This is a genomic window from Pseudarthrobacter oxydans, assembly GCF_030812335.1.
Taxonomy (GTDB): Bacteria; Actinomycetota; Actinomycetes; order Actinomycetales; family Micrococcaceae; genus Arthrobacter; species Arthrobacter oxydans_B.
This window is the reverse complement of record NZ_JAUSSN010000007.1, coordinates 124,121-145,005: the sequence shown is the minus strand read 5'-3', so window position 1 is coordinate 145,005 and position 20,885 is coordinate 124,121. Positions and strand designations below refer to the sequence as shown.

At 67.3% G+C, this 20,885-nt stretch carries 19 protein-coding genes; 12 read left to right on the top strand and 7 right to left on the bottom strand.

What is annotated here, in order from left to right:
- Window positions 1-51 precede the first annotated feature (51 nt).
- The 4 genes from glnA (J2W14_RS13170) to J2W14_RS13155 all read left to right on the top strand — a co-directional run bounded on the left by glnA (J2W14_RS13170) (window position 52) and on the right by J2W14_RS13155 (window position 5,556).
- The gene (glnA, locus tag J2W14_RS13170) at window positions 52-1,392 is read left to right on the top strand and encodes a type I glutamate--ammonia ligase (RefSeq protein WP_282383217.1); all 1,341 of its coding nucleotides are present in this window, start codon (window positions 52-54) and stop codon (window positions 1,390-1,392) included.
- A 9-nt stretch (window positions 1,393-1,401) separates the two neighbouring features.
- A complete protein-coding gene (locus J2W14_RS13165; RefSeq protein WP_307463091.1) occupies window positions 1,402-4,413 on the top strand; it encodes a bifunctional [glutamine synthetase] adenylyltransferase/[glutamine synthetase]-adenylyl-L-tyrosine phosphorylase in 3,012 nt (1,003 codons plus the stop codon).
- Window positions 4,414-4,540: 127 nt separating this feature from the next.
- Window positions 4,541-4,957: a VOC family protein gene (locus J2W14_RS13160; RefSeq protein WP_307463089.1), complete on the top strand. Its 417-nt coding sequence runs from the start codon at window positions 4,541-4,543 to the stop codon at window positions 4,955-4,957.
- Between the two features lie 83 nt (window positions 4,958-5,040).
- Window positions 5,041-5,556, top strand: coding sequence for a GNAT family N-acetyltransferase (locus J2W14_RS13155; RefSeq protein ID WP_307463088.1), 516 nt, complete (start codon window positions 5,041-5,043; stop codon window positions 5,554-5,556).
- Between the two features lie 40 nt (window positions 5,557-5,596).
- Here J2W14_RS13155 and J2W14_RS13150 read toward each other — a convergent pair whose 3' ends face one another.
- Window positions 5,597-7,171, bottom strand: coding sequence for a hypothetical protein (locus J2W14_RS13150; RefSeq protein WP_307463086.1), 1,575 nt, complete (start codon window positions 7,169-7,171; stop codon window positions 5,597-5,599).
- Window positions 7,172-7,340: 169 nt separating this feature from the next.
- On the opposite strand from J2W14_RS13150, the gene J2W14_RS13145 reads away from it, so the two are divergent.
- Window positions 7,341-7,541 (top strand): AsnC family protein, encoded by a 201-nt coding sequence (locus tag J2W14_RS13145; protein ID WP_307463083.1) that lies wholly within the window; start codon window positions 7,341-7,343, stop codon window positions 7,539-7,541.
- Between the two features lie 93 nt (window positions 7,542-7,634).
- Here the strand turns inward: J2W14_RS13145 and glnA (J2W14_RS13140) are convergent, their stop codons facing one another.
- Entirely contained in the window at window positions 7,635-9,059 is a 1,425-nt protein-coding gene (gene glnA / locus J2W14_RS13140) for a type I glutamate--ammonia ligase (protein ID WP_307463079.1), read from the bottom strand.
- Between the two features lie 296 nt (window positions 9,060-9,355).
- Between glnA (J2W14_RS13140) and J2W14_RS13135 the strand changes: the two genes are divergently transcribed.
- Window positions 9,356-9,793, top strand: coding sequence for an RDD family protein (locus J2W14_RS13135; RefSeq protein ID WP_307463077.1), 438 nt, complete (start codon window positions 9,356-9,358; stop codon window positions 9,791-9,793).
- A gap of 279 nt (window positions 9,794-10,072) precedes the next feature.
- Here J2W14_RS13135 and J2W14_RS13130 read toward each other — a convergent pair whose 3' ends face one another.
- The 4 genes from J2W14_RS13130 to lipB all read right to left on the bottom strand — a co-directional run bounded on the left by J2W14_RS13130 (window position 10,073) and on the right by lipB (window position 13,073).
- Window positions 10,073-10,435, bottom strand: a complete 363-nt coding sequence (locus J2W14_RS13130) for a DUF3817 domain-containing protein (protein WP_307463074.1) — start codon at window positions 10,433-10,435, stop codon at window positions 10,073-10,075.
- 114 nt (window positions 10,436-10,549) lie between these two features.
- Complete coding sequence (locus J2W14_RS13125; RefSeq protein ID WP_307463072.1) at window positions 10,550-11,311, bottom strand: DUF4191 domain-containing protein; 762 nt, start codon at window positions 11,309-11,311, stop codon at window positions 10,550-10,552.
- A gap of 89 nt (window positions 11,312-11,400) precedes the next feature.
- Complete coding sequence (gene lipA, locus J2W14_RS13120) at window positions 11,401-12,408, bottom strand: lipoyl synthase (protein ID WP_282383234.1); 1,008 nt, start codon at window positions 12,406-12,408, stop codon at window positions 11,401-11,403.
- Entirely contained in the window at window positions 12,405-13,073 is a 669-nt protein-coding gene (lipB, locus tag J2W14_RS13115; RefSeq protein ID WP_307463071.1) for a lipoyl(octanoyl) transferase LipB, read from the bottom strand. The genes lipA and lipB overlap by 4 nt, the downstream gene beginning before the upstream one ends.
- A gap of 167 nt (window positions 13,074-13,240) precedes the next feature.
- Between lipB and J2W14_RS13110 the strand changes: the two genes are divergently transcribed.
- From J2W14_RS13110 to J2W14_RS13085, 6 genes are all read left to right on the top strand, one after another.
- A complete protein-coding gene (locus J2W14_RS13110; RefSeq protein WP_307463070.1) occupies window positions 13,241-14,542 on the top strand; it encodes an APC family permease in 1,302 nt (433 codons plus the stop codon).
- Between the two features lie 176 nt (window positions 14,543-14,718).
- Window positions 14,719-16,167, top strand: a complete 1,449-nt coding sequence (locus tag J2W14_RS13105; RefSeq protein ID WP_307463068.1) for an APC family permease — start codon at window positions 14,719-14,721, stop codon at window positions 16,165-16,167.
- On the top strand, window positions 16,164-16,610 hold the full coding sequence (locus J2W14_RS13100) for a hypothetical protein (RefSeq protein WP_307463065.1): 447 nt from the start codon (window positions 16,164-16,166) through the stop codon (window positions 16,608-16,610). The genes J2W14_RS13105 and J2W14_RS13100 overlap by 4 nt, the downstream gene beginning before the upstream one ends.
- Before the next feature lie 3 nt (window positions 16,611-16,613).
- Window positions 16,614-17,957, top strand: coding sequence for a dipeptidase (locus J2W14_RS13095; protein ID WP_307463063.1), 1,344 nt, complete (start codon window positions 16,614-16,616; stop codon window positions 17,955-17,957).
- Between the two features lie 114 nt (window positions 17,958-18,071).
- Window positions 18,072-19,688 (top strand): serine/threonine-protein kinase, encoded by a 1,617-nt coding sequence (locus tag J2W14_RS13090; protein ID WP_307463060.1) that lies wholly within the window; start codon window positions 18,072-18,074, stop codon window positions 19,686-19,688.
- Entirely contained in the window at window positions 19,661-19,900 is a 240-nt protein-coding gene (locus J2W14_RS13085; protein ID WP_307463059.1) for a hypothetical protein, read from the top strand. The genes J2W14_RS13090 and J2W14_RS13085 overlap by 28 nt, the downstream gene beginning before the upstream one ends.
- A 45-nt stretch (window positions 19,901-19,945) precedes the next feature.
- Here J2W14_RS13085 and J2W14_RS13080 read toward each other — a convergent pair whose 3' ends face one another.
- Window positions 19,946-20,848 carry a TIGR01777 family oxidoreductase gene (locus J2W14_RS13080; RefSeq protein WP_307463056.1) on the bottom strand — a complete coding sequence of 301 codons (903 nt, stop codon included), beginning with the start codon at window positions 20,846-20,848 and terminating at the stop codon, window positions 19,946-19,948.
- Window positions 20,849-20,885 lie beyond the last annotated feature (37 nt).

Sequence of the window (20,885 nt, the reverse complement as noted above, 5' to 3'; positions counted from 1 at the left end):
CATGCACGACGGGCCTGGGGCACGGACGAAAGAACCGGAAAGAGGGCCAGTATGGACCGCCAGCAAGAGTTTGTCCTGCGGACGATCGAAGAGCGCGACGTGCGGTTTGTGCGGCTGTGGTTCACCGACGTCGTGGGATCGCTGAAGTCCGTGGCGTTGGCCCCGGCCGAAGTGGAAGGCGCGTTCGAGGAGGGCCTGGGCTTTGACGGTTCCTCCATCGAGGGCCTCGCCCGTGTTTTCGAGTCCGACATGCTGGCCCAGCCGGACCCCGCCACCTTCCAGATCCTGCCGTGGCGCGGCGAGACCGAAGCGACGTCCCGGATGTTCTGCGACATCCTGACGCCCGACGGCGAACCCTCCGCCGCTGATCCGCGCAACGTCCTCAAGCGCAACCTGGCCAAGGCCGCGGACATGGGCTTCACCTGCTACACCCACCCCGAGATCGAGTTCTACCTGCTCAAGTCCCAGCAGCCGGGCCCGGACGGTGCCCCCGTGCCCGTGGACGAGGGCGGCTACTTCGACCACGTTCCCGGCGGTGTGGCGCAGGACTTCCGCCGCACGGCCGTGACCATGCTGGAATCGGTCGGCATCTCTGTCGAGTTCAGCCACCACGAGGCCGGCCCCGGCCAGAACGAGATCGACCTGCGCTACGCGGATGCCCTGCAGACCGCGGACAACATCATGACGTTCCGCACGGTGATCAAGGAGGTCGCACTCCAGCAGGGCACGTACGCCACCTTCATGCCGAAACCGTTCACGGCCCACCCGGGTTCCGGCATGCACACCCACTTCTCGCTCTTCGAGGGCGACACGAATGCCTTCTACGAGGCCGGTGCGGAGTTCCAGCTTTCCGAGACGGCCCGGCAGTTCATCGCCGGCATCCTCAAGCACGCCCCGGAATTCACCGCCGTCACGAACCAGTTCGTGAACTCCTACAAGCGGCTCTGGGGCGGCGGGGAAGCCCCCAGCTACCTCAGCTGGGGCCACAACAACCGCTCCGCCCTGGTCCGCGTCCCGCTGTACAAGCCCGGCAAGGGCCAGTCCGCGCGGATCGAATACCGCGGCATCGACTCGGCCGCCAACCCCTACCTCGCCTACGCCGTGCTGCTCGGCGCCGGGCTCAAGGGCATCGAGGAGGGCTACCAGCTGCCCGCCGCCGCCGAGGACGACATCTGGTCGCTGAGCTCGGCCGAACGCCGCGCGATGGGCCACGACCCGCTCCCGGCCAGCCTGCACGACGCCATCCGCTCGATGGAGGACTCCGAACTCATGCCGCAGATCCTGGGTGAGCAGGTGTTCGAACACTTCCTGCGCAACAAGCGTGCCGAATGGCAGGACTACCGTCTCCAGGTCACGCCCTACGAGCTGCAGCGCAACCTCGGCATCCTTTAGGCGGCCCCGGTGAGCCTGGCACGACGCCTCATCGCCGCCGGTTTCAGCGATCTGGAAAACGGCGAACGGTGGCTGGCGGCCCCGGAACTGGAGGGCCTGGACCAGGACCTCCTCTTCTCCGGGCTGCAGCTGGCCGCGAATCCGGACACGGCGCTGCAGTCGCTGGTCCGGCTGATCGAAAAGCACCCGGACCTGCGGAAGCTGGCGGTCGCGGACCCGGAACGCAGCGAACCGATGTACCGGGTGCTGGGCGCCTCGGAGGCGCTGGGTGAGTTCCTGATCCGGCACCCCGAGCACCTTGATGTCTTCGAGGTGACCGCCAGCCCGGAACCGCGGGCAGCGGACGCCGCAGAACTGCGCGCCCGCCTGCTGCGCTCCGTGCAGGCCGACCCGAAATCCGCCCGCCCGGTCGCGGCGCTGACCGGGCAGGAAGGCTACGTGGCGCTCCGCACGGAGTACCGGCGCGGCCTCGTCGAGCTCGCCGTCAAGGACCTTTGCGCCGCCGATCCGCTGGACTTTATGCCCGCCGCGGGTGCGGAACTGGCGGATCTGGCCGGCGCCGCGATCGAGGCGGCCCTGGCCGTCTCGCGGGCCGAGGCCGCCGAGCACTTCAGCGCCACCGAGGTGGCCGACGTCGGACTGGCCGTCATCGGCATGGGCAAATGCGGTGCCCGCGAGCTCAACTACATTTCCGACGTCGACGTCATCTACGTGATCGAGTCCGGCGAGCTCGACGATTCACGGGCCAACACGATCGGATCGGCCCTGGCCTCCGGCATTTCCCGGGCGATCATGTCCATCGGCCGCGAACCCGGGCTGTGGGAGGTCGACGCCAACCTGCGCCCGGAGGGCAAGTCGGGGCCGCTGGTGAGGACCCTTGCGTCGCATGAGAGCTACTACGCCCGCTGGGCCGAGAGCTGGGAATTCCAGGCCCTGCTCAAGGCCCGGACCATCGCCGGGGACACCGAGCTCGGCGCCCGCTACGAGGCCGCGGTCGCGCCGCTGATCTGGTCCTCCGCCGGCCGGGAAGGCTTCGTGGAGTCCGTCCGTTCGATGCGCCGCCGGGTCACCGAACACATCCCCGCCGAGGAGGAGCAGCGGCAGATCAAGCTGGGCCGGGGAGGACTGCGCGACGTCGAATTCACCGTCCAGCTGCTGCAGCTGGTGCACGGCAAATCCGACGAGAGCCTGCGCTGCCGGGACACCACCTCGGCCATTGCCGCCTTGTCAGCGGGCGGCTACATCGGCCGCTCGGACGCAGCCGAGTTCGACCGCGACTACCGCTACCTCCGGCTCCTCGAACACCGGATCCAGCTCTTCCAAATGCGCCGCACCCACCTCATGCCGGTCAAGGAAGCCTCGCTGCGGGCACTCGCCAAAGCCGTGCTCGGGCCCTTCTCCAGCGAACGGCCCAAACCCGACGCCCTGGTCGCGGCCTGGCGCAAGACCAAACGCTCCGTCCGCGAGCTGCACGAACGCATCTTCTACCGGCCGCTGCTCAACACCGCGGCTGCGCTCAGCAGCGAGGAAGCCAGGCTCAGCCCGGAAGCCGCGCAGGGGCGCCTCGCCGCCCTGGGCTACCTCGATCCGAGCGGCGCCATGCGCCACATCGAGGCCCTCACCGCCGGAGTCAGCCGCCGCGCCGCGCTCCAGCGCCAGCTCCTGCCGATCCTGCTCGGCTGGCTCGCGGAGGGTGTGGACCCCGACGCCGGGCTGCTGGCCTTCCGGCGGGTCAGCGAAGCGCTCGGCACCACGCACTGGTACCTCGGGATGCTCCGGGACTCGACGGCGGCGGCCGAGCGGCTCTGCCACGTGCTGTCCAACTCCCGCCTGATCGCGGACCTGCTGGAAGTCTCACCCGAATCCGTGGCCTGGCTCGGCTCGGACAAGGAACTGGTGCCCCTGACCTTCGAGGCGCAGTGGCTGGAGATCGTGTCGAAGATGTCCCGGCATGCGGAGCCGGAAAGCGCGATGCGCCTGATCCGGCTGATCCGCCGCCGCGAGATCCTGCGGATTGCGATCGCGGACAGCGCAGGGCTGCTGGACCAGGACCAGGTCGGCGCGGCGCTGGCCGACACGGACCGGGCCGCGGTCCTGGGCGCACTGCGCGTAGCGGAAACCATGGTCACCGCCGACGAGCCGCTCAAGACACATGTGCTGGTGGTCGCCATGGGACGGCAGGGCGGCCGGGAGATCGGCTACGGCTCGGACGCGGACGTTATGTACGTGCACCGCGGGCTTCCCGGCGTCCCGGAGGACGAGGCCCAGCAGCAGGCCCTGCAGATCGTCAGCAGGCTCTCCAACCTGCTGACCCAGCCGCTCAAGCCCGCCATCCTCGCCGAGCGCGTCCTCATGGTGGACGCGGACCTGCGTCCGGAGGGCAAGAGCGGGCCGATGGTGCGGTCGCTGGAGTCCTACGCGGAGTACTACCGCCGGTGGTCGCTCGTATGGGAGGCGCAGGCGCTGCTGCGTGCCCGCCCGATGGCCGGCGACGACCAGCTGGCCGCCGGGTTCGTGGCACTGATCAACCCGATCCGCTACCCCGAGTCGCTCTCCGAACAGGACGCGCGCGAGGTCCGGCGCGTCAAGGCCCGGGTGGAGGCGGAGCGGCTGCCCCGCGGCGCGGATCCGGCCCGGCACCTGAAGCTGGGCCGCGGCGGCCTGAGCGACGTCGAATGGCTGGCCCAGCTGCTCCAGCTTCAGCACGCCGGACGGCATCCGGAGCTGCGGACCACCTCCACCGTCGAGGCGCTCGAGGCGGCTGGCGCCGTCGGGCTCCTCGATGCGGGGGACGTGGTGATCCTGCTCCGCGCCTGGCGCCTGGCGAGCCGGATCCGGTCCGCCAACGTGATCTGGACCGGCCGGGCCTCGGATGTACTGCCTTCCTCCCGTCGGGACCTGGAGGCGGTGGCCCGCTGGTGCGGCTACGGGCAGGGCAACGCCGCCGCGCTCGAGGAGGACTACCTGCGGCTCAGCCGGCGCGCCCGGAGCGTGTTCGAGCGGGTTTTCTACGGCCAGTAGCGTTGACCGCCGGGCTAGCGGGCGGGCTTCCGGCGGACTCCTGCTGGGGTCCGCCGGGTCCGCGAGGGGCTCACGCGGTGGCCGCCGAGGGCTGACACGCGCCGGGCGCCGGTGCTACTTTGGGCCCATGGCCAAGCAAATGTTCCTGAACCTCCCCGTTAAGGACCTCGACAAATCGGTGCAGTTCTTCACCGCGCTGGGGTTTTCCTTCAATCCCGATTTCACCGACGAGAACGCCACGTGCATGATCATCAACGATGACGCGTTTGTGATGCTGCTGGTGGAGAACTACTTCAAGACCTTCACGTCCAAACCCATTGCCGACGCCCGCAGCACCACCGAGGCGATCTTGTCCTTCTCCCTGGACAGCCGCGAAGCCGTGGACGAGGTGGTCAGGACGGCCCTCACCGCCTGTGGAACCCCGTCCGAGGAAGCCCAGGACTACGGCTTTATGTACACCCACAGCTTCCAGGACCCTGACGGCCATCTGTGGGAAGTCTTCTGGATGGACCCGGCCGGGCCGCCTAAGGACGCGGCACTCTGAGCTGACCGAAGCACCCGGAGGCGGGGCAAGCTGACCGAAGCGTCCGGAGGCTGGGCACCCGCCGGCGTGGGTAGGCTTCTTTTATGGCTGAACACGTGTGGCTGCTGCCGCTGAAGGACCTCGACGACGACGCGCGCGCCATCAAGCTCGGGGAGATTGCCGAACTCGAGGTCCTGGAAGGCCAGCGCAGGTTCGTTGGCGAGCCGCTGCGGATGGTGCTGATCGGGCTGGAAGAGGAGTCCCGGCACCCCTTTGCGATCGACGCCAACGGATCCGCCGTCGGGGTCCTGACCCTGCAGACCGGAGCCGCGACCCTGGCCGGCTGGGCGGACGACGACTCGGTCTGGCTGCTGAGTGGATTCCTGATCGACCGCCGGCTGCAGGGCAAGGGCCTGGGCACGCGGGCAGCGGAGGCCGCCGTGCGGGCCGCCGCTAAACTCACGGCAGCCCTCGGCGGCGGGCAGGCCGGCGTCGTGCTCTCGGTCAACGAACATAACCCCGCCGGGCAGGCCGCCTACCGCAAGGCCGGGTTCGAGGACCGCGGCCAGTACCTGGGCGGCGACGCCGTCCCGCAGCGGACAATGTACCGGCCGTTCTGATCCGCAGAGGGCTGACGGGCGCCGTGGGTCCCAGCAGGTCCTAGGAGGCTTTCCGGCCCGCAATCCTTAGCACCGAAGCACGCAGCGGGCGTATGACCCAGACCAGGCCGGCGGCGATCAGGACCCCGGCGATTGTGAAGAATACGGGCAGCGGGTTGAAGGGGTTGGCTGTCGCCTGTGTTGCGGCGGCCGCCTGTCCTGATGGTGACGACGGCGACGGCGACGGTCCCGCGGTGTCAGCCGGTGCCGGGGCCGCGGGGGCGGATTCCGTCGGGGCAACAGCAATGTCGGCCGGTTCGACAGCGCCGGTAACGGCAGCCTGCACCGGTCCTGCGGCCTGGGGCTGGACGTCACCGACGGTTTCCGCCGGAACGTACTTCTGCGCGGGGGACGTCCGGGCCAGCGGCTGGACTGTAGGGGACTGAGGGGCAGGTGCCTGAAGGGCGGGTGCCTCGTCGGCGGGTGCCGGTTCCGGGGGTGCCGGGTCGGCGGGTGCCGGGACGGGCGCGGGTTCCGGGGCAGGTTCCGGGACCGGCACGGGGACGGGCGCGGGGGCCGGTTCGCCGCCGGGCTCCACTCCTTCGTTCCCGCCCGAGTCGCCGTCGACGATATCGTTGTACAACGTCGTCTGGGCGTTCGGATTGTAGCCCGGCGCCGTTGCGGTGACCCTCGCCCGGACCCAGTGTCCGCTGTCGGCGGCCACGACGGTGTAGGTGCTTGCGGTGGCCCCGGCGATCGCCTGGCCATCCCGCTCCCACTGGTAGAGAAGAGTCACCAATTCGCCACCGGCATACCACCCTTGGCTGCGTTCCACACTGAGGGTGCTGCCGACCTTGTCCCCGCCGGACAGCCACATTTCATCGGTGGGCTCGATGAAACCGGGAGTGACCGCCGTCGAAGTGTTTGACATGGATACGCTGGGCACGCCGGCCGAACTCCCGGTCGCCTTCAGGGTCACCACCTTGCCCAGGTCGGCCGCCTTGATCGTGTAGGTGTCTGCGATGGCCCCCTCGATGTCCACGCCGTCGGCCTGCCACTGCAGCTTCAGGATCATCCAGCCGGGAGACCAGGTCCCCAGGCTGTGGACCTCCAGCGTGGATCCGACCCTGGTCCAGCCCCCCACGGTCGGAACTTCGCCGGTGATGCCGGGCCGGGCGGTGTACTCCGCGGTGTTGGTATTACTGACCTTCGGGGACGGCAGGGTTGTCTCGACCCCGTCGTTCACCCCTGGGGCGGACGCGCTCACACGCAGCGCCAGGGAATGGTCAGTGTCGGACTTCGTGATCCTGTAGGTTTCCCCGACGGCTCCGGGGATGCCGACACCGTCGCGCAGCCACTGGTATTTCAGCGTGTTTGTTCCGGACCCCTCGCCGTAGAGCCATACGCCTGGGGAGGATGTGAGGGTTTGTCCCGCTTTGAGGATGCCGGTGAAAGTCGGCTGCTCCGCCGCCCGAACCTTGGCAAGGCCCGCGGCGCTTTCGCGGTAGTCGCGGCACGTCGACCCCGGACCGCTCCAGCAGGCCTCAGTGGCTTGGGCGGGGCCGGCGAAGCCGGCGGTGGACAGGATGATGGCGGCGCCGACGGCTGATGCCGCGCGCGACAGAGATCTCTTCAATTTTTCCCCCAAAGAATGCCCTTGCCGTGACCGGGAAGGGACTAAGGATAGATGCTACAAGACAAATCAGCTTGCTCCGTTCCGGCGAACCGATGGACCGCCACAACATCGTCAACTTACGTTGACATCCGAAGAATGTGTCAACTAAGGTTGACGCCAGGAGGTGCCCATGAGAACACTGATCGGTTCGATGGACGGCAAGGGCCCGGCGGAGGCGCTGTATGAGGTGGCCGAACTGCGCAAGGAAGTGGCCCGCGCCGAGACGGAAGTCGTCCTCCGTGCCCGCCAGGCAGGGTTGTCATGGGAAGCCATAGCAACGTGTCTCGGCGTCAGCAAACAGGCCGTGCACCGGAAGTATGGGAAGCGCTGAACCGGGTTGCGGTCGGCACATGCTTTAAAGTCGAACGGCCCCCACCGAAAGGTGGGGGCCGCCGTCGTGCAATCCCTGGGGGACAGCTTCTAGTTAGACGCCGTAGTACAGCTCGAACTCGAACGGGTTCGGGCGCAGCGAGAGCGGACGGATCTCGTTCTCGTACTTGTACTCGATCCAGGTGTCGATCAGGTCCTGGGTGAAGACGCCGCCGGCCTGGAGGAACTCGTTGTCCTCGGCCAGGGCATCCAGGGCCTCTTCGAGCGTGCCCGGAGCCTTGGGGATGTCCTTGGCTTCCTCGGCGGGGAGCTCGTAGAGGTCCTTGTCGATCGGGGCCGGCGGTTCGATGCGGTTGCGGATGCCGTCAATGCCGGCCATCAGCTGGGCAGCAAAGGCCAGGTACGGGTTGGAGGAGGGGTCCGGCGCGCGGAACTCGATGCGCTTGGCCTTCGGGTTGGAGCCCGTGATCGGGATACGGATACCGGCGGAGCGGTTGCCCTGCGAGTAAACCATGTTGACCGGAGCCTCGAAGCCCTTGACCAGGCGGCGGTAGGAGTTCACCGTCGGGTTGGTGAAGGCCAGCACGGCGGAGGAGTGCTTCAGCAGCCCGCCGATGTACCAGCGGGCCATGTCGGACAGCCCGGCGTAACCCTTTTCGTCATAGAAAAGCGGCTCGCCATTGGTCCACAGCGACTGGTGGCAGTGCATGCCCGAACCGTTGTCACCGAAGACCGGCTTCGGCATAAAGGTGACGGACTTGCCCCAGGCGTCGGCCGTGTTCTTGACGACGTACTTGAACTTCTGCAGGTCATCAGCCGCGTGGGTCAGCGTGGTGAACTTGTAGTTGATCTCAGCCTGGCCGGCGGAACCGACCTCGTGGTGGCTGCGCTCAACCTCAAGGCCGGCTTCGTCCAGGGCGACGCACATGGCGTCGCGGAGGTCGGCCTGCTTGTCGGTTGGGGAGACCGGGAAGTAGCCGCCCTTGATCGGGGTCTTGTAGCCGAGGTTTCCGCCCTCTTCTTCGCGACCGGTGTTCCAGTGTGCTTCCTCGGAATCGATCTTGTAGAAGCTGCCCTGCGGGGAGGACTGGTACTGCACGTTGTCGAAGACGAAGAACTCGGCCTCGGGTGCAAAGAATGCGGTGTCGGCGATGCCGGTGGAAGCCAGGTAGGCCTCGGCCTTCTCGGCTACGCCGCGCGGGTCGCGGTGGTACGGGTCACCGGTGCGCGGGTTCACGATCGAGAAGTTCAGCGCGAGGGTCTTCTCCATGCGGAACGTGTCGAGGAACGCCGTCGTCACGTCCGGGATGAGCTGCATGTCCGACTCGGCGATGCCCTGGAAGCCCCGGATCGAAGATCCGTCGAAGAGCTGGCCGTTGACGAAGAAGTCCGCGTCAACGCTCTTGGCCGGCACATTGAAGTGCTGCTGCACGCCAGGGAGATCGGTGAAGCGAATATCGACGAACTTAACGTCTTCGTCTTTGATGAACTTGAGGACTTCGTCCGCAGTCTTGAACATCTATGCTCCTTATGCATGTGAAAGATCTGGCCGTCAGGCCGTGTGGTCCAGCGCAATCCGACAGCGGGGAAAACACAAAAGTGTCCCCGCTCCTATGCCGCTAGCAACTGTTACCACCCTAAGGACACGGGATTTCCCCGCGGTGTCCGCTTTGTTTCCGGCAGGTTACAGAATGCCCTGACAGGTAAACGGTAGTCGCTGTCCACAACGTGGCCTATCCGTGACCAGAGTGTGGCCCCTGAATGTCCACACTGTGAACAGCGCGGGGAGGCATCCATTGCCGATAGTCTTGGAGGGTGGTTGATCGTAAAGACATAGGTTCATGGCTCACCGGGCCGGACACGTCCGGTATTTCGAAGTACCCGGGGGAGCGGCTGGGCCTGCCGGAGTCCGGGCCGGGATCCATTGCCCGTGCCGGCCGGCGCATCGTCGCCATCTGCGTTGACTGGGCCATCGCGCTGGTCATCAGCAACTACGTTTTCGCCGGCGACCCCTGGGCGACCCTAGCCGTGTTCGCCGTCGAACAGGCGCTGCTGGTCGGCACCCTGGGCTACAGCATCGGCCACCGCCTGGTGGGGATCCACGTCGTCCGGCTCGGCGGCGGTCCCGCCGGCCCCGTTCCGGCCCTGGTCCGCAGCCTCCTCATATGCCTCGTGATCCCCGCCGTCATCTTCGACCCCGATCACCGCGGGCTCCACGACAAGGCCATGAACACCGTCCTGGTCCGGATGTAGCCTCCGCCGGACCAGCAGGGACTCCTTGGCCGCCGGGTCGCGCTAGGTCGCACCGCAATGTCGTCGGTTCGCCACGAACGGCCGTTACGCCTCGTCGGTTCGCCACGAACGGCCGTTACGCCTCGTCGGTTCGCCACGAACGGCCGTTACGCCTCGTCGGTTCGTCACGAATGGCCGCTAAACCTCCCGGTTTAGCGGCCATTCGCGTCAGATGGGTGCGACACCGGGGTGGGTCTTGGGTGGCCCCGCAGGGGAGCAACCGAGCGGACACCGATCGGGCTAAACCCCGGCCGTCTCCTGCGCCGGCTGAGTAGCATCCTGTCCGGCCTTGACCGTCAGGTACCCGTGGCGGCCCGCCCACCGCTCAAACCAGACTGTGGCGAACGGGAACACCGCTGACAGCCCCGCGAACAGGGCCACCCGGAACGGCCAGCGCTGCATGCCCCACAGGCTCAGTGCCGCGATCCCGTAGCCGATGAAAAACGCGCCATGGATCGGTCCCGCGATCTCCACCCCGAGTTCCGTGGTCCGGGTGACCCACTTGAGAAACATTCCCACCAGCAGTGCGGCCCAGCTGAAGGCCTCGGCGATGGCGAGGATCCGGAAGATGCGGATCACGGCAGAAGTGGACGGACGTTTCATGGCGGAGTCTCCGGGTTCTGTCCCGAGGGGACGGTATGAGCTGGGCAAAGAAAACGCCCCGGCTGCCGGCCTGAGAGGCGGTTACCGGGGCGTTCCTGCGGGCTGGCGTGTGGCCTAGCGTCCGCGGGCCGCCTTGCGGTCCGGGCGGGCCTTGTAGGGATCAATGCCCTTGGGGATGGGCAGGCGGCTTCCGAGCGATGAGATGCGCTTGGAAACCGTGCTGACCTCGAGCTTGGTCAGCTCATTCTTCATCTTGGTCATCTTCTTGGAGACCTGGCTGATCGGAACCTGACCCTCGCCACGGCCGCTTTCAATCACGTGGATGGTGACGTTGGGCAGGATGCGCGCGAGCCGCTTGCGTTCGGCGTCGAGCAGCGGCTTGACCCGGTGGCTGGGGCCCTCGCTGACCAGGACAACGCCGGGTCGGCCGATGGCGCGGAAAACGGCGTCCTGGGTGCGGGGGTTCACTGCGACGGGCTGCTCTTCGACGATCCAGCCGCGCTTGAGCGTGCCCAGCGCGGCGCCCGATGCTCCGGGCTGGTTTTCAATCCGTGCGAAGGCGGCGCGCTCGGCGCGGCGGGACAGGATCAGGGTGGCCGCCAGAAGACCCAGCGGGATGCCGATCAGCAGGCCCGTGATCCAGTTCTCCAGCACGAACCCGACGACGAAGCTGACAGCGACCACGCCGAGGAACGCGAGCAGCATAAGCCACGGAACCATCGGATCGTGCTGGCGGGTCATCTGGAAGACCTCGCGGATCTGCTTCAGACGGCTCGGCTTCTTGACCTTGGCCACCTTGGGCTTTCGGGAAAAGAGACCACGCTTCGGAGCATCAGAAGCCGGAGTGGAGTTGCTGGAATCAGGGGAATTCGCCATAGTGCCTTAATTCTACGTGATGGACGGTGAAAGGCCGGACGCCGGATTCCTCCGGTGCCGGCCTTTCGCCGCAATCATTACAACTGGATTCAGGCGCGCGCCGCGAGCAGCGAGCTGGCTTCCTGGCGGGTGCTGCCCGAGCTTTCGATGTGGGCCAGCTGGGCCGGGATTTCCAGCCCCTTCTTGCGCATCGCGGTGGCCCAGAGCCGGCCGGCGCGGTAGGAGGAACGCACCAGCGGACCGCTCATGACGCCGAGGAAACCGATCTCGTCGGCTTCCTGCTGCAGGTCCACGAACTCCTGCGGCTTGACCCAGCGGTCAACCGGCAGGTGCCGCTCGCTCGGGCGCAGGTACTGGGTGATGGTGATCAGGTCGCAGCCGGCGTCGTGCAGGTCCCGGAGCGCCTCGGAGATTTCCTCGCGGGTCTCGCCCATGCCCAGGATCAGGTTGGACTTGGTCACCATGCCGAGGTTGCGGCCCTGCGTGATGACATCCAGCGACCGCTCGTAGCGGAAGGCCGGACGGATGCGCTTGAAAATCCGCGGGACGGTCTCGACGTTGTGCGCGAACACCTCGGGCTTGGAGTCGCAGATCGCTTCGATGTGCTCTGGCTTGCCGGAGAAGTCGGGAATCAGGAGCTCGACGCCGGTGCCCGGGTTGAGTTCGTGGATCTTGCGGACCGTTTCGGCGTAGAGCCAGACGCCCTCGTCAGCGAGGTCGTCGCGGGCCACACCCGTGACCGTGGCGTAGCGGAGCTGCATCGCCAGGACCGAGCGGGCCACCTTCGTGGGTTCGAAAACGTCCACGGGGGAGGGCTTGCCGGTGTCGATCTGGCAGAAATCGCAGCGCCGGGTGCATTCGGAGCCGCCGATCAGGAAGGTCGCTTCCTTGTCTTCCCAGCATTCGAAAATGTTGGGGCAGCCGGCCTCTTCACACACGGTGTGGAGGCCCTCTTTTTTGACGAGGTTCTTGAGCTGCACGTACTCGGGACCCATCTGGACCTTGGCCTTGATCCATTCCGGCTTGCGTTCCACCGGGGTGGCCGCATTGCGCTGCTCGATTCGCAGCATTTTCCGGCCTTCTGGTGCCAGGGTCACAGTAGAGCTCCTTCATGGGTTGCAACTAGCGCTTCTTCATTGTTGCGCAGTTCTTCGATGATCCGCGACACGAGGTCGGCGGGGGTGACGTCCCGGCCCGTCTCCTGCGAGATGGTGGTGACGCCGGCGTCGGTGATGCCGCAGGCGATGATCTGGGCGTACGGTGCCAGGTCGTTGTTGCAGTTGATGGCGAAGCCGTGCATGGTGACGCCCTCGTGGACGCGGATGCCGATCGCGGCAATCTTGCGTGCGGGGCCCTTCTCGTCCTGCTCGATCCAGACGCCGGCACGGCCCTTGATCCGGACCGCCTCGATGCCGTAGTCGGCCAGGACGGCGATGATGACGGCTTCCAGCCGCTCCACGTAGTCGCGAATCCCGGCGGGGTTCGCGAGCTTGATGACGGGATAGCCCACGAGCTGTCCCGGGCCGTGCCAGGTGAGTTTGCCGCCGCGGTCCACCGGGACCACGGGGGTGCCGTCAAAGGGGCGTTCGTGGTCTTCGGTGCGTTTGCCGGCCGTGTAGACAGCGGCGTGCTCCAGCAGCAGGACCGTGCTGGGGGCGGTACCGGCGAGGACCTTCCCATGGAGTTCGCGCTGGATGTCCCAGCCGCGCGTGTAATCGACGAATTCCGGGTCGAGACCCAGCTGGGAGAACTCAAGAGTCATGGCATCCAGCTTAGACCCCGTCCAGCATCCGTCCCGATTGTGTGCTCAACCTCTCATCCCGACCCGTCAAGAATCCACCCTGTGGAGGGGTTCCACCGAATGGGAGGCGGTGGTACAGTCCCGGCGAGGCCGTTGCCTGCAAGCGCCCGGCCGCAGGAAGGGACGCCATGTCGAGCACCATTCCGAAAAAGCAGATGACCGTCATTCAGGCGGCGTTCATCGGAGTGGGGTCGATGGTGGGCGCTGGCATCTTCGCGCTGCTGGGAGCGGCGGGCGCCGTCGCAGGCTCGGCGGTGTGGGTCTCTTTTCTGGTCGCCGGTGCCATCGCCGGCCTTCAGGGCTACTCGTTCGCAAAGCTCGGCGCCGCCTACCCCTCGGCCGGGGGCATGCTCGCCTACCTCGCCCGCGGGTTCGGTGAGGGTCATATCACCGGGATCGTGTCGTGGCTGTTCTATGTGACCGGCGCGATCGTTGGGGCAATGGTGGCGTCGTCCTTCGGTGGTTATGCCAGCGCGGTCCTGACGGACCGTGATCCTGGCTGGGCCAAGGTGTTCGCGGTCGCACTCATCCTGGTCATGACGTTCCTGAACGCGGTCGGCTCCAAGGCGGTCGCTAGAGTCCAGTCACTCATCGTGAAGATTGTGCTGGCCATCCTGTCCGTCTTCGCGATCGTCACAATCGTCAACTGGGACCCCTCGCTTCTCGACCCATCCGGCTACCCCGGCATCCGCGAGATCGTCGCGAGCGTGGCCTTGACCTTCTTCGCCTTCCTCGGATTCGGCGTCATCACCTTCACCGCCAAGGACCTGCCGGATGCGTCCCGGCAGCTGCCGCGCTCCATGTATCTGGCCCTGGCGATCGCCACCACGGTCTACGTCGCGGTATCCCTGGGCGTGTTCGGGACACTGACTTCCGACCAGGTCGTCGAATACGGCGCGACAGCGCTGGCCGAGGCTGCCAAGCCCACCCTTGGCCAGTTCGGCTACGTGCTGATGGTGATCACGGCGCTGCTCTCCACCGCCGGAGCCGTGAATGCCAGCCTCTACCCTTCCGTGGGAATGACCCAACACCTCGCCTCGGTCGGGCAGTTTCCGCCGGTGTTCGGCCGGTCCGTGGGTCATCGGCGGGTGCCCGTCGGACTGCTGGTGATGGCCGGCCTCGCGGCTGTCATGGTGCTGGTATTCAACCTGAACAGCATCGCGTCGCTGGGAAGCGCGGTAGCCCTGCTCGTATTCTCCGCGGTGACCCTGGCGCACTTTAAGGTGTACCGGGAAACAGGCGCCAAGCTCTTCATGCTCATCACAGCCCTGATCGCGACTTTGGGAACGTTCCTTGTGTTTTGCACAACCACACTCGTCAACGAGCCCGCCACCGCCACGGCGCTGGTGGTGATCCTTGCCCTTGCCCTGATCATCGATCTGCTGTGGAAGCGCACGCGTTTGGCCGGGAATAGCACCGCGGGGGCATGAAGTAAAGAGGAAATAGAGACTATTCCAAGCGAATTCCAAGGTCCATGCTGTAGGCATCCAGCACACTATGTGATAGAGGGCAGTGGAATGTACAAATTTTCGCTTCGCCCCAGACGGTGTCGCGCCGTCCGGCCCATTTCGCAGACCCTGCCGGGCATACCAGGATGGTGGTTGCTGTGAGCAGCGCTGATCAGGCACTGGCCCGCCCGAAGGTGCCCACGACTGTTTGGATCTCCTGGATTGCACTGGCGCTGATGACCACCAGTTCGGTGGCCAGCCTGCGAGCGGCACCGACCATGGCCGTCTACGGCCTGGCTTCCGTTTTCCTCTACCTGGTTCCGGCGATCGTCTTTCTGCTGCCCACCTCGCTAGTCGCTGCTGAATTGGCGTCCGGGTGGAAGGGCGGTATCTACAAATGGGTCGCGACAGGTATTTCCAAGCCGATGGGTTTTTTGGCGGTGTGGTGCCAGTTCGCCATGACGATCTTCTACTATCCGACCCTGCTGGGGTTCGTCGCGAGCACCCTCGCTTATGTCTTCAACCCGGCGCTGGCCAGCAACGGCGTGTGGACAGCGTTGGTGATCGTAGTGTTCTACTGGGCGGGCGTGTACGTCTCGTCCCGGGGCACGAAGGGCGTCGCGGGTCTGGCCAGCGGTGGCCTGATCATCGGAACCCTGATCCCGGGCACATTGCTCGTCGTCCTGGGCATCATGTTCCTCGGGCAGGGCAATGAATCGGCCGCCCCGATGACCGCGGCGAACTTCTTCCCGCAGTGGGCCGGGCTGGCCAGCCTGGTGCTGATCGTGAACAACTTCCTCTCCTATAGCGGCATGGAGATGAACGCGGTGCACGTGTCCTCGTTGAAGGACCCGGCCAAGGAGTTCCCCAAGGCGATGTTCTTGGCGATGGGCCTCGTTTTGCTCATCTTCATCCTGCCGGCACTGGCAATCAGCTGGATCGTCCCGGCCGAGGAACTGTCCCTCACCGCGGGTGTCATGCAGGCTTTCGACGCGGTCCTGGCATCATTCAACCTGCAAGTGCTGACACCGGTCCTCGGAATCATGCTGGTTGCCGCATCCCTCGGCGGGATGCTTACTTGGCTGGCCGGTCCGTCAAAGGGCCTACTCTTGATCTCCCGCGAGGAGGGCTACCTGCCCCCGTTCCTGCAGAAGCTGAACAAGAACGGCATACAGCAGAACCTCCTGGTCGTGCAGGGGCTCATCACCACCGTCATCGCGCTCGGCTATGCGCTCATCCCGGACGTCTCCAGTGCGTACTGGATCTTCTCGGTCATCACCACGCAGGTCTACCTGATCATGTACCTGCTAATGTTCGTGGCCGCGATCCGGCTGCGCCGCAACGACCCGGACCACCCGCGCGGCTACCGGGCGCCGATGCTGGTCGGGCTGGCCGGCGTCGGATTCTCGGCCTCCCTGGCCGCCCTGCTCGTCGGTTTCATCCCTCCCTCGCAGTTCGGTGGTGGCAACCCCGCCGTCTACGTCCTGATCGTCGGTGCCGGCGCACTGGGGCTTGGCCTGCTTGTTCCGTTCCTCTTCTACAAGATGCGCAAGCCCTCCTGGAAGCTTCCCGAGCAGGAGGCGCAGACGGAGGTGAAAGAGTCATGAGCACGCATTTGGAGTCCTCAACCAAGCGGGGGCGCTCGGTCCTGTATATCGTGTCCATGGTCCTGCTCGTGGTGTTCACCGTCATCGGCGTGCTGATGTTTAAATCGGCAAGGGACACCCAGCAAGCCCTGGAGAAAGCCGATCAGCTGATCGCATCGATCAATGAGGCCGGGGGAACGGCACCCTCGCGCGAGCAGATCGCCCGGGTTCTGGGCGAGGACGGCGGTGCGGTCTGCGCGAACCCGAATGAGGCACTGAGCCGGGCCATTCTCTTCAGTCAGCTGGCGAACGGTGCCAGCGGGCCAGGAAGCAGGCCGGTGATCACGGACAGCCGGTTATTCCAGGGCGAGCTCCGGATCATCCAGATTTATTGCCCGGAGGAGCTAGACGAATTCCAGAAGTTCGTTGACGAGCTCCAGACCTACCGTTCGGGCGGTGCGTGAGCTATGGACCTGCGCTCTCGCATCAGCGAGCTGATGCGGCCGGCGCGGGACGAACTTGCCGAGTTCGTGGCCATCCGCTCGGTGGCCGACCCCCGGCAGTTTCCCCCGGAGGAGTGTGCCAGGGCCGCCCAGTGGGTGCTCGACAAATTCGCCGGGCTCGGTTTCTCGGATGCCCGCCTCGAGCGGACGCCGGACGGGTCCGACGCGGTGGTCGGCTCGAGACCGGGACCCGGTCCGGACGCGCCGACGGTGCTCCTCTACGCGCACTACGACGTGCAGCCACCACTCGATGATTCCGCGTGGCGCACCCCGCCCTTCGCACTCACCGAGGTGGGTGGCCGCTGGTACGGACGGGGCGCCGCCGACTGCAAGGGCAACATCATCGCTCACCTGCTCGCGCTGCGGGCGCTCGGCAACGACCTGCCCGTGAACCTGAAGCTGGTGGTCGAAGGGTCGGAGGAACAGGGGACCGGCGGGCTCGAGGCTTTTGTGGCCAGCCACCCCGAACTGCTCCGGGCCGACACCATCCTCGTCTGCGACACCGGCAACGCCGCCGTGGGACGTCCCGCGGCGACGGTGACCCTCCGCGGGATGGTCAACGTCGTGGTGACGGTGGAGGCCATGGCATCCGAGCTCCACTCCGGCATGTTCGGCGGCGCAGCCCCGGACGCGCTCGCGGCCCTGATCTCGATGCTCGCTACCCTGCGCGACAAGCAGGGCAACACCACGATCATGGGCCTGGACAACACCCAGACCTGGAGCGGCGCACCATATCCGCCCGAGCAATTCCGCTCCGATGCCGGAGTGCTCGAGGGCGTCACGTTGCTGGGGGACGGCAGCGTGTCCGACATGCTCTGGGCACGGCCGGCCGTCACCGTGCTCGGCATTGATTGCCCGCCGGTGACGGGTTCAACGGCGGCCATTGTGCCGCGGACCTCCGCCCGGCTGAACCTGCGTGTCCCGCCAGGCATGGACGCCGACGACGCGCACACCGCCCTAGCCGACCAACTCCGGGCAGCGGCACCCTGGGGCGTCCACGTCTCGGTGGACTTGGAGGCCATAGGGTCCCCGTTTCAGGCGGCGGTCGGCGGGCCGGCCTTTGAAGCCATGAGTGCCGCGATGTTCGAGGCCTACGGAAGCCCGATGACAACGCTGGGGCAAGGGGGATCGATCCCGCTCTGCAATGTCTTTGCGGACACCTATCCGGACGCGGAGATCATCCTGATGGGGGTCGAGGAACCGCTCGCCCTCATCCACGCACCGAACGAAAGCGTCGATCCGAACGAGATCCGGGCCATGGCCGTAACCCTGGCCCTCTTCCTCCAGCGTTACGCGCGACACGCCTGACGGGCCCGGTCCCGGGCCCACGCGGGGCTGGCCCTGGTCGAGCTTTCGGAGCGCAGGCCCGGGAGGCTGTGGATAACTTCTGCGCCGGCGAGCGGAATCGGTTATTCCTTGTACATGGAAAACTTCGGTCATGGCAGCGGCTCCGCGGAAGCGGGCACCCCCGAGCTTCGGGGCTACATCGTCGGCCGCGAACTCGGACGGGGCAGCTCCGCCGAAGTCTGGCTCGTGACCGAGGAACTCAGTCGGCGCGACTTCGCTCTCAAGAGTTTTGTACTGCCGGAACAGCCCTCCTCCCAGCACCCGCACGTCGGTGCCGAGGATGCCGAGAACGCTGTCCGGCGCGAGATCGGGATACTCTCCGTCCTCGACCACGAGCACCTGGTCAAGGCATACGACGTCGTCCGGCTGGACGGGCCGTGTGCCGGGAGCCTCGGGCTGATCATGGATTACGCCGCGGGCGGCTCGCTGGGGCAACTCATGGCCGGCCGGGGAAGCCTGGGGCCGGGGGAGACCGTGACCGTCCTGACTCCGATCGCCCAGGCCCTCGCCTACCTGCACGGTCACGGCTTTACCCACGGCGATGTCGCTCCCGGCAATGTGCTGTTCACCGCCCACGGCAAACCGCTGCTGGCCGATCTGGGCGTGGCCCGCATGGTGGCTGACGCCGCCGCGGTGCCCGACGCCGGAACCGAGGGCTTCCGCGACCCGGCGCCCGTGGACGCCGTCCGGGCCGGGCTGCAACCGGAGCGCGATGTGTATTCGTTAGCGGCCCTTGGGTGGTACTGCCTGACCGGCCGCGCCCCTGAACCGGGCGCGCAGCGGCCGCCGCTGCCGCTGCTGGTACCCGGGGTTCCGGCTGCGCTGGCCGCGGCGCTGGAATCCGGACTCCAGGAGGACCGCAGGCTCCGGCCCACGGCCACCGAACTGGCCTCCGCCGTTCACCGCAGCGCCGTGGCCGCGCCGGTGGACCTCTCGGTGTCCGTCCACCCCACGGTCATTCCGCAGCTGCTGACCCGGCGCACCCTGCCCGGTACGGCACGGGCGCGTCGGGTCGAACAACTCCGGACCCTGCCGGGCCGTTTCCGCAGGCCACGCGCGGACGCCCCGCTGCCAGCCGCCGCGGCATCTGCTTCCGGGGTTCCCTCGTCAATCCGTGCGGGCGCCGGGCGCGGGGCCGGCGGCTATGGCGCGCGCCGCTCGGCCCGCCGGGGCATCACCGGCAGGCGCCCCTTCCGGCCCGGGTCCGCCCGGCCCGGCTCGGCCCTGCCTCCCGCCGCGAGTCCGGCACGGCCGGGCGGACGCGGTATCCGGGCGGTGGCCGTCGGCCTGGCGCTCATGGGTGTCCTTGCCGCCGCGTGGGGGTTGCCGGGGCCAGTCTGCCGGCGGCGTTCCCCGGCTTTGCCGTCAACGACGCCGGGTCCGCTACCGAGTCCGCCGCGGCGTCCGACCCTGGCGCGGTCCGCCCGGCGCCCGCCCCTGACGCTGGTGCTGGTGCCGGTGCGGCTGCGGCGGCCCTGGCGCCCGATCTGCAGGCACAGCTCGCATCGCCGGACCCCGGCGAAGCCGTCCGCGGACTGGCCCGGCTTCGCTCCCTGGCGTTCAGCTCGGGGGATTTCGGCCTGCTGGAGCAGGTCAACGTGCCGGCGTCGGCGGCGGCAGTGGAGGACGGGCGGATCAGCGCCAGGCTCAAGGATTCCGGCCGGGTGCTCGCGGGATTCACGACCATCGTGACCCAGGTGGCACATGATGCGGCCCCGCCGGGGGACAGCGGCCCATCCCTTGCCGTCGTGGTCGTCACGGCGGGCACCTCCGCCTACCAGGAACGCGACGCGACCGGGGCGGCGCTGGCGGACGCGGCGGCCGCACCGGAACAGCAGCTACGGCTCGTCCTGGCGACGGTCGAGGGACGCTGGCGGATTCAGGACATCCTTCCCGCAGCCTGAGCCCCCACCGAGATGGTCAGGGAGGCCCCGGCCGCGGGCCGGGGTTCAGGACTTCGGGCCGCGTTCCGCCACCCAGGCGGCGGCCTCGGCGAGCGAGGGGTGCTGCCATTCGAAGCCTGCCTCGCTCAGGACAGCCGGTTCCATCCGCTGGCTGGAAAGCAGCAGCTCCTCGGCAAGCTTGCCCATCACCAGCCGCAGCACCGGGGCGGGAACGCGGAACACCGCCGGCCGGTGCAGGGCCGCGGCCAGCGCCGCGATCAGCGAGTTCACGTCAGCGACCTCCGGTGCGCAGAGGTTCACGGGCCCGGACAGCCGGCTGTTGAGCAGAAAACCAAAGGCACCGGCCACATCCGGGAGCGTGACCCAAGGCCAGTACTGCCGGCCGTTGCCCAGGGGACCGCCCACGCCCAGGCGCAGCAGCGGCATGAGCCGTCCCAGGGCGCCACCCGAACGGCTCAGCACGACGCCGGTGCGCGGAGTGACCACCCGGACACCGGCCGGAGCCTCGTGCGCGGCGGCTTCCCAATCGGCGCAGATCCGGGCCAGCACACCGTCGCCGGCGGGGGCGTTCTCGCGGAGCAACGCCTGTCCGGCGTTGCCGTAGTAGTTGGAGCCCGACTGGCTCAGGAAGACCGCCGGCGGAGTGTCCAGGCGCCCCATGGCCGCGGCCAGCGTCCGCGTCGGCCCGAGCCGGGAGTTGCGGAGTTCGTTGATCCGTGACCGGGTCCAGGGCCGGTCGCCGATGCCGGCGCCGGAGAGGTTGATGACGGCGTCGGCCCCCTTCAGCGCGGTCTCGTCGATGCTGCCCTCCGCGGGGTTCCACTGGAACTCGGACGCCGCCGCGGGCGCCCGCCTGACGAGCGTGCCGACGTCGTGCCCGGCGCTGCGCAGGGAGCTGGAAATGGCGGTTCCGATCAGCCCTGAGGCTCCGGCAATAATGATTCGCATGATCCATCTCACCATGCCCGGCTCGGCAGGGATACCT

Coding starts and splice junctions, on each gene's coding strand:
- glnA (WP_282383217.1), top strand. CDS start 52: ATGGACCGCCAGCAAGAGTTTGTCCTGCGGACGATCGAAGAGCGCGAC.
- J2W14_RS13160 (WP_307463089.1), top strand. CDS start 4,541: ATGGCCAAGCAAATGTTCCTGAACCTCCCCGTTAAGGACCTCGACAAA.
- J2W14_RS13155 (WP_307463088.1), top strand. CDS start 5,041: ATGGCTGAACACGTGTGGCTGCTGCCGCTGAAGGACCTCGACGACGAC.
- J2W14_RS13145 (WP_307463083.1), top strand. CDS start 7,341: ATGAGAACACTGATCGGTTCGATGGACGGCAAGGGCCCGGCGGAGGCG.
- glnA (WP_307463079.1), bottom strand. CDS start 9,059: ATGTTCAAGACTGCGGACGAAGTCCTCAAGTTCATCAAAGACGAAGAC.
- J2W14_RS13130 (WP_307463074.1), bottom strand. CDS start 10,435: ATGAAACGTCCGTCCACTTCTGCCGTGATCCGCATCTTCCGGATCCTC.
- J2W14_RS13125 (WP_307463072.1), bottom strand. CDS start 11,311: ATGGCGAATTCCCCTGATTCCAGCAACTCCACTCCGGCTTCTGATGCT.
- lipB (WP_307463071.1), bottom strand. CDS start 13,073: ATGACTCTTGAGTTCTCCCAGCTGGGTCTCGACCCGGAATTCGTCGAT.
- J2W14_RS13110 (WP_307463070.1), top strand. CDS start 13,241: ATGTCGAGCACCATTCCGAAAAAGCAGATGACCGTCATTCAGGCGGCG.
- J2W14_RS13100 (WP_307463065.1), top strand. CDS start 16,164: ATGAGCACGCATTTGGAGTCCTCAACCAAGCGGGGGCGCTCGGTCCTG.
- J2W14_RS13095 (WP_307463063.1), top strand. CDS start 16,614: ATGGACCTGCGCTCTCGCATCAGCGAGCTGATGCGGCCGGCGCGGGAC.
- J2W14_RS13090 (WP_307463060.1), top strand. CDS start 18,072: ATGGAAAACTTCGGTCATGGCAGCGGCTCCGCGGAAGCGGGCACCCCC.
- J2W14_RS13080 (WP_307463056.1), bottom strand. CDS start 20,848: ATGCGAATCATTATTGCCGGAGCCTCAGGGCTGATCGGAACCGCCATT.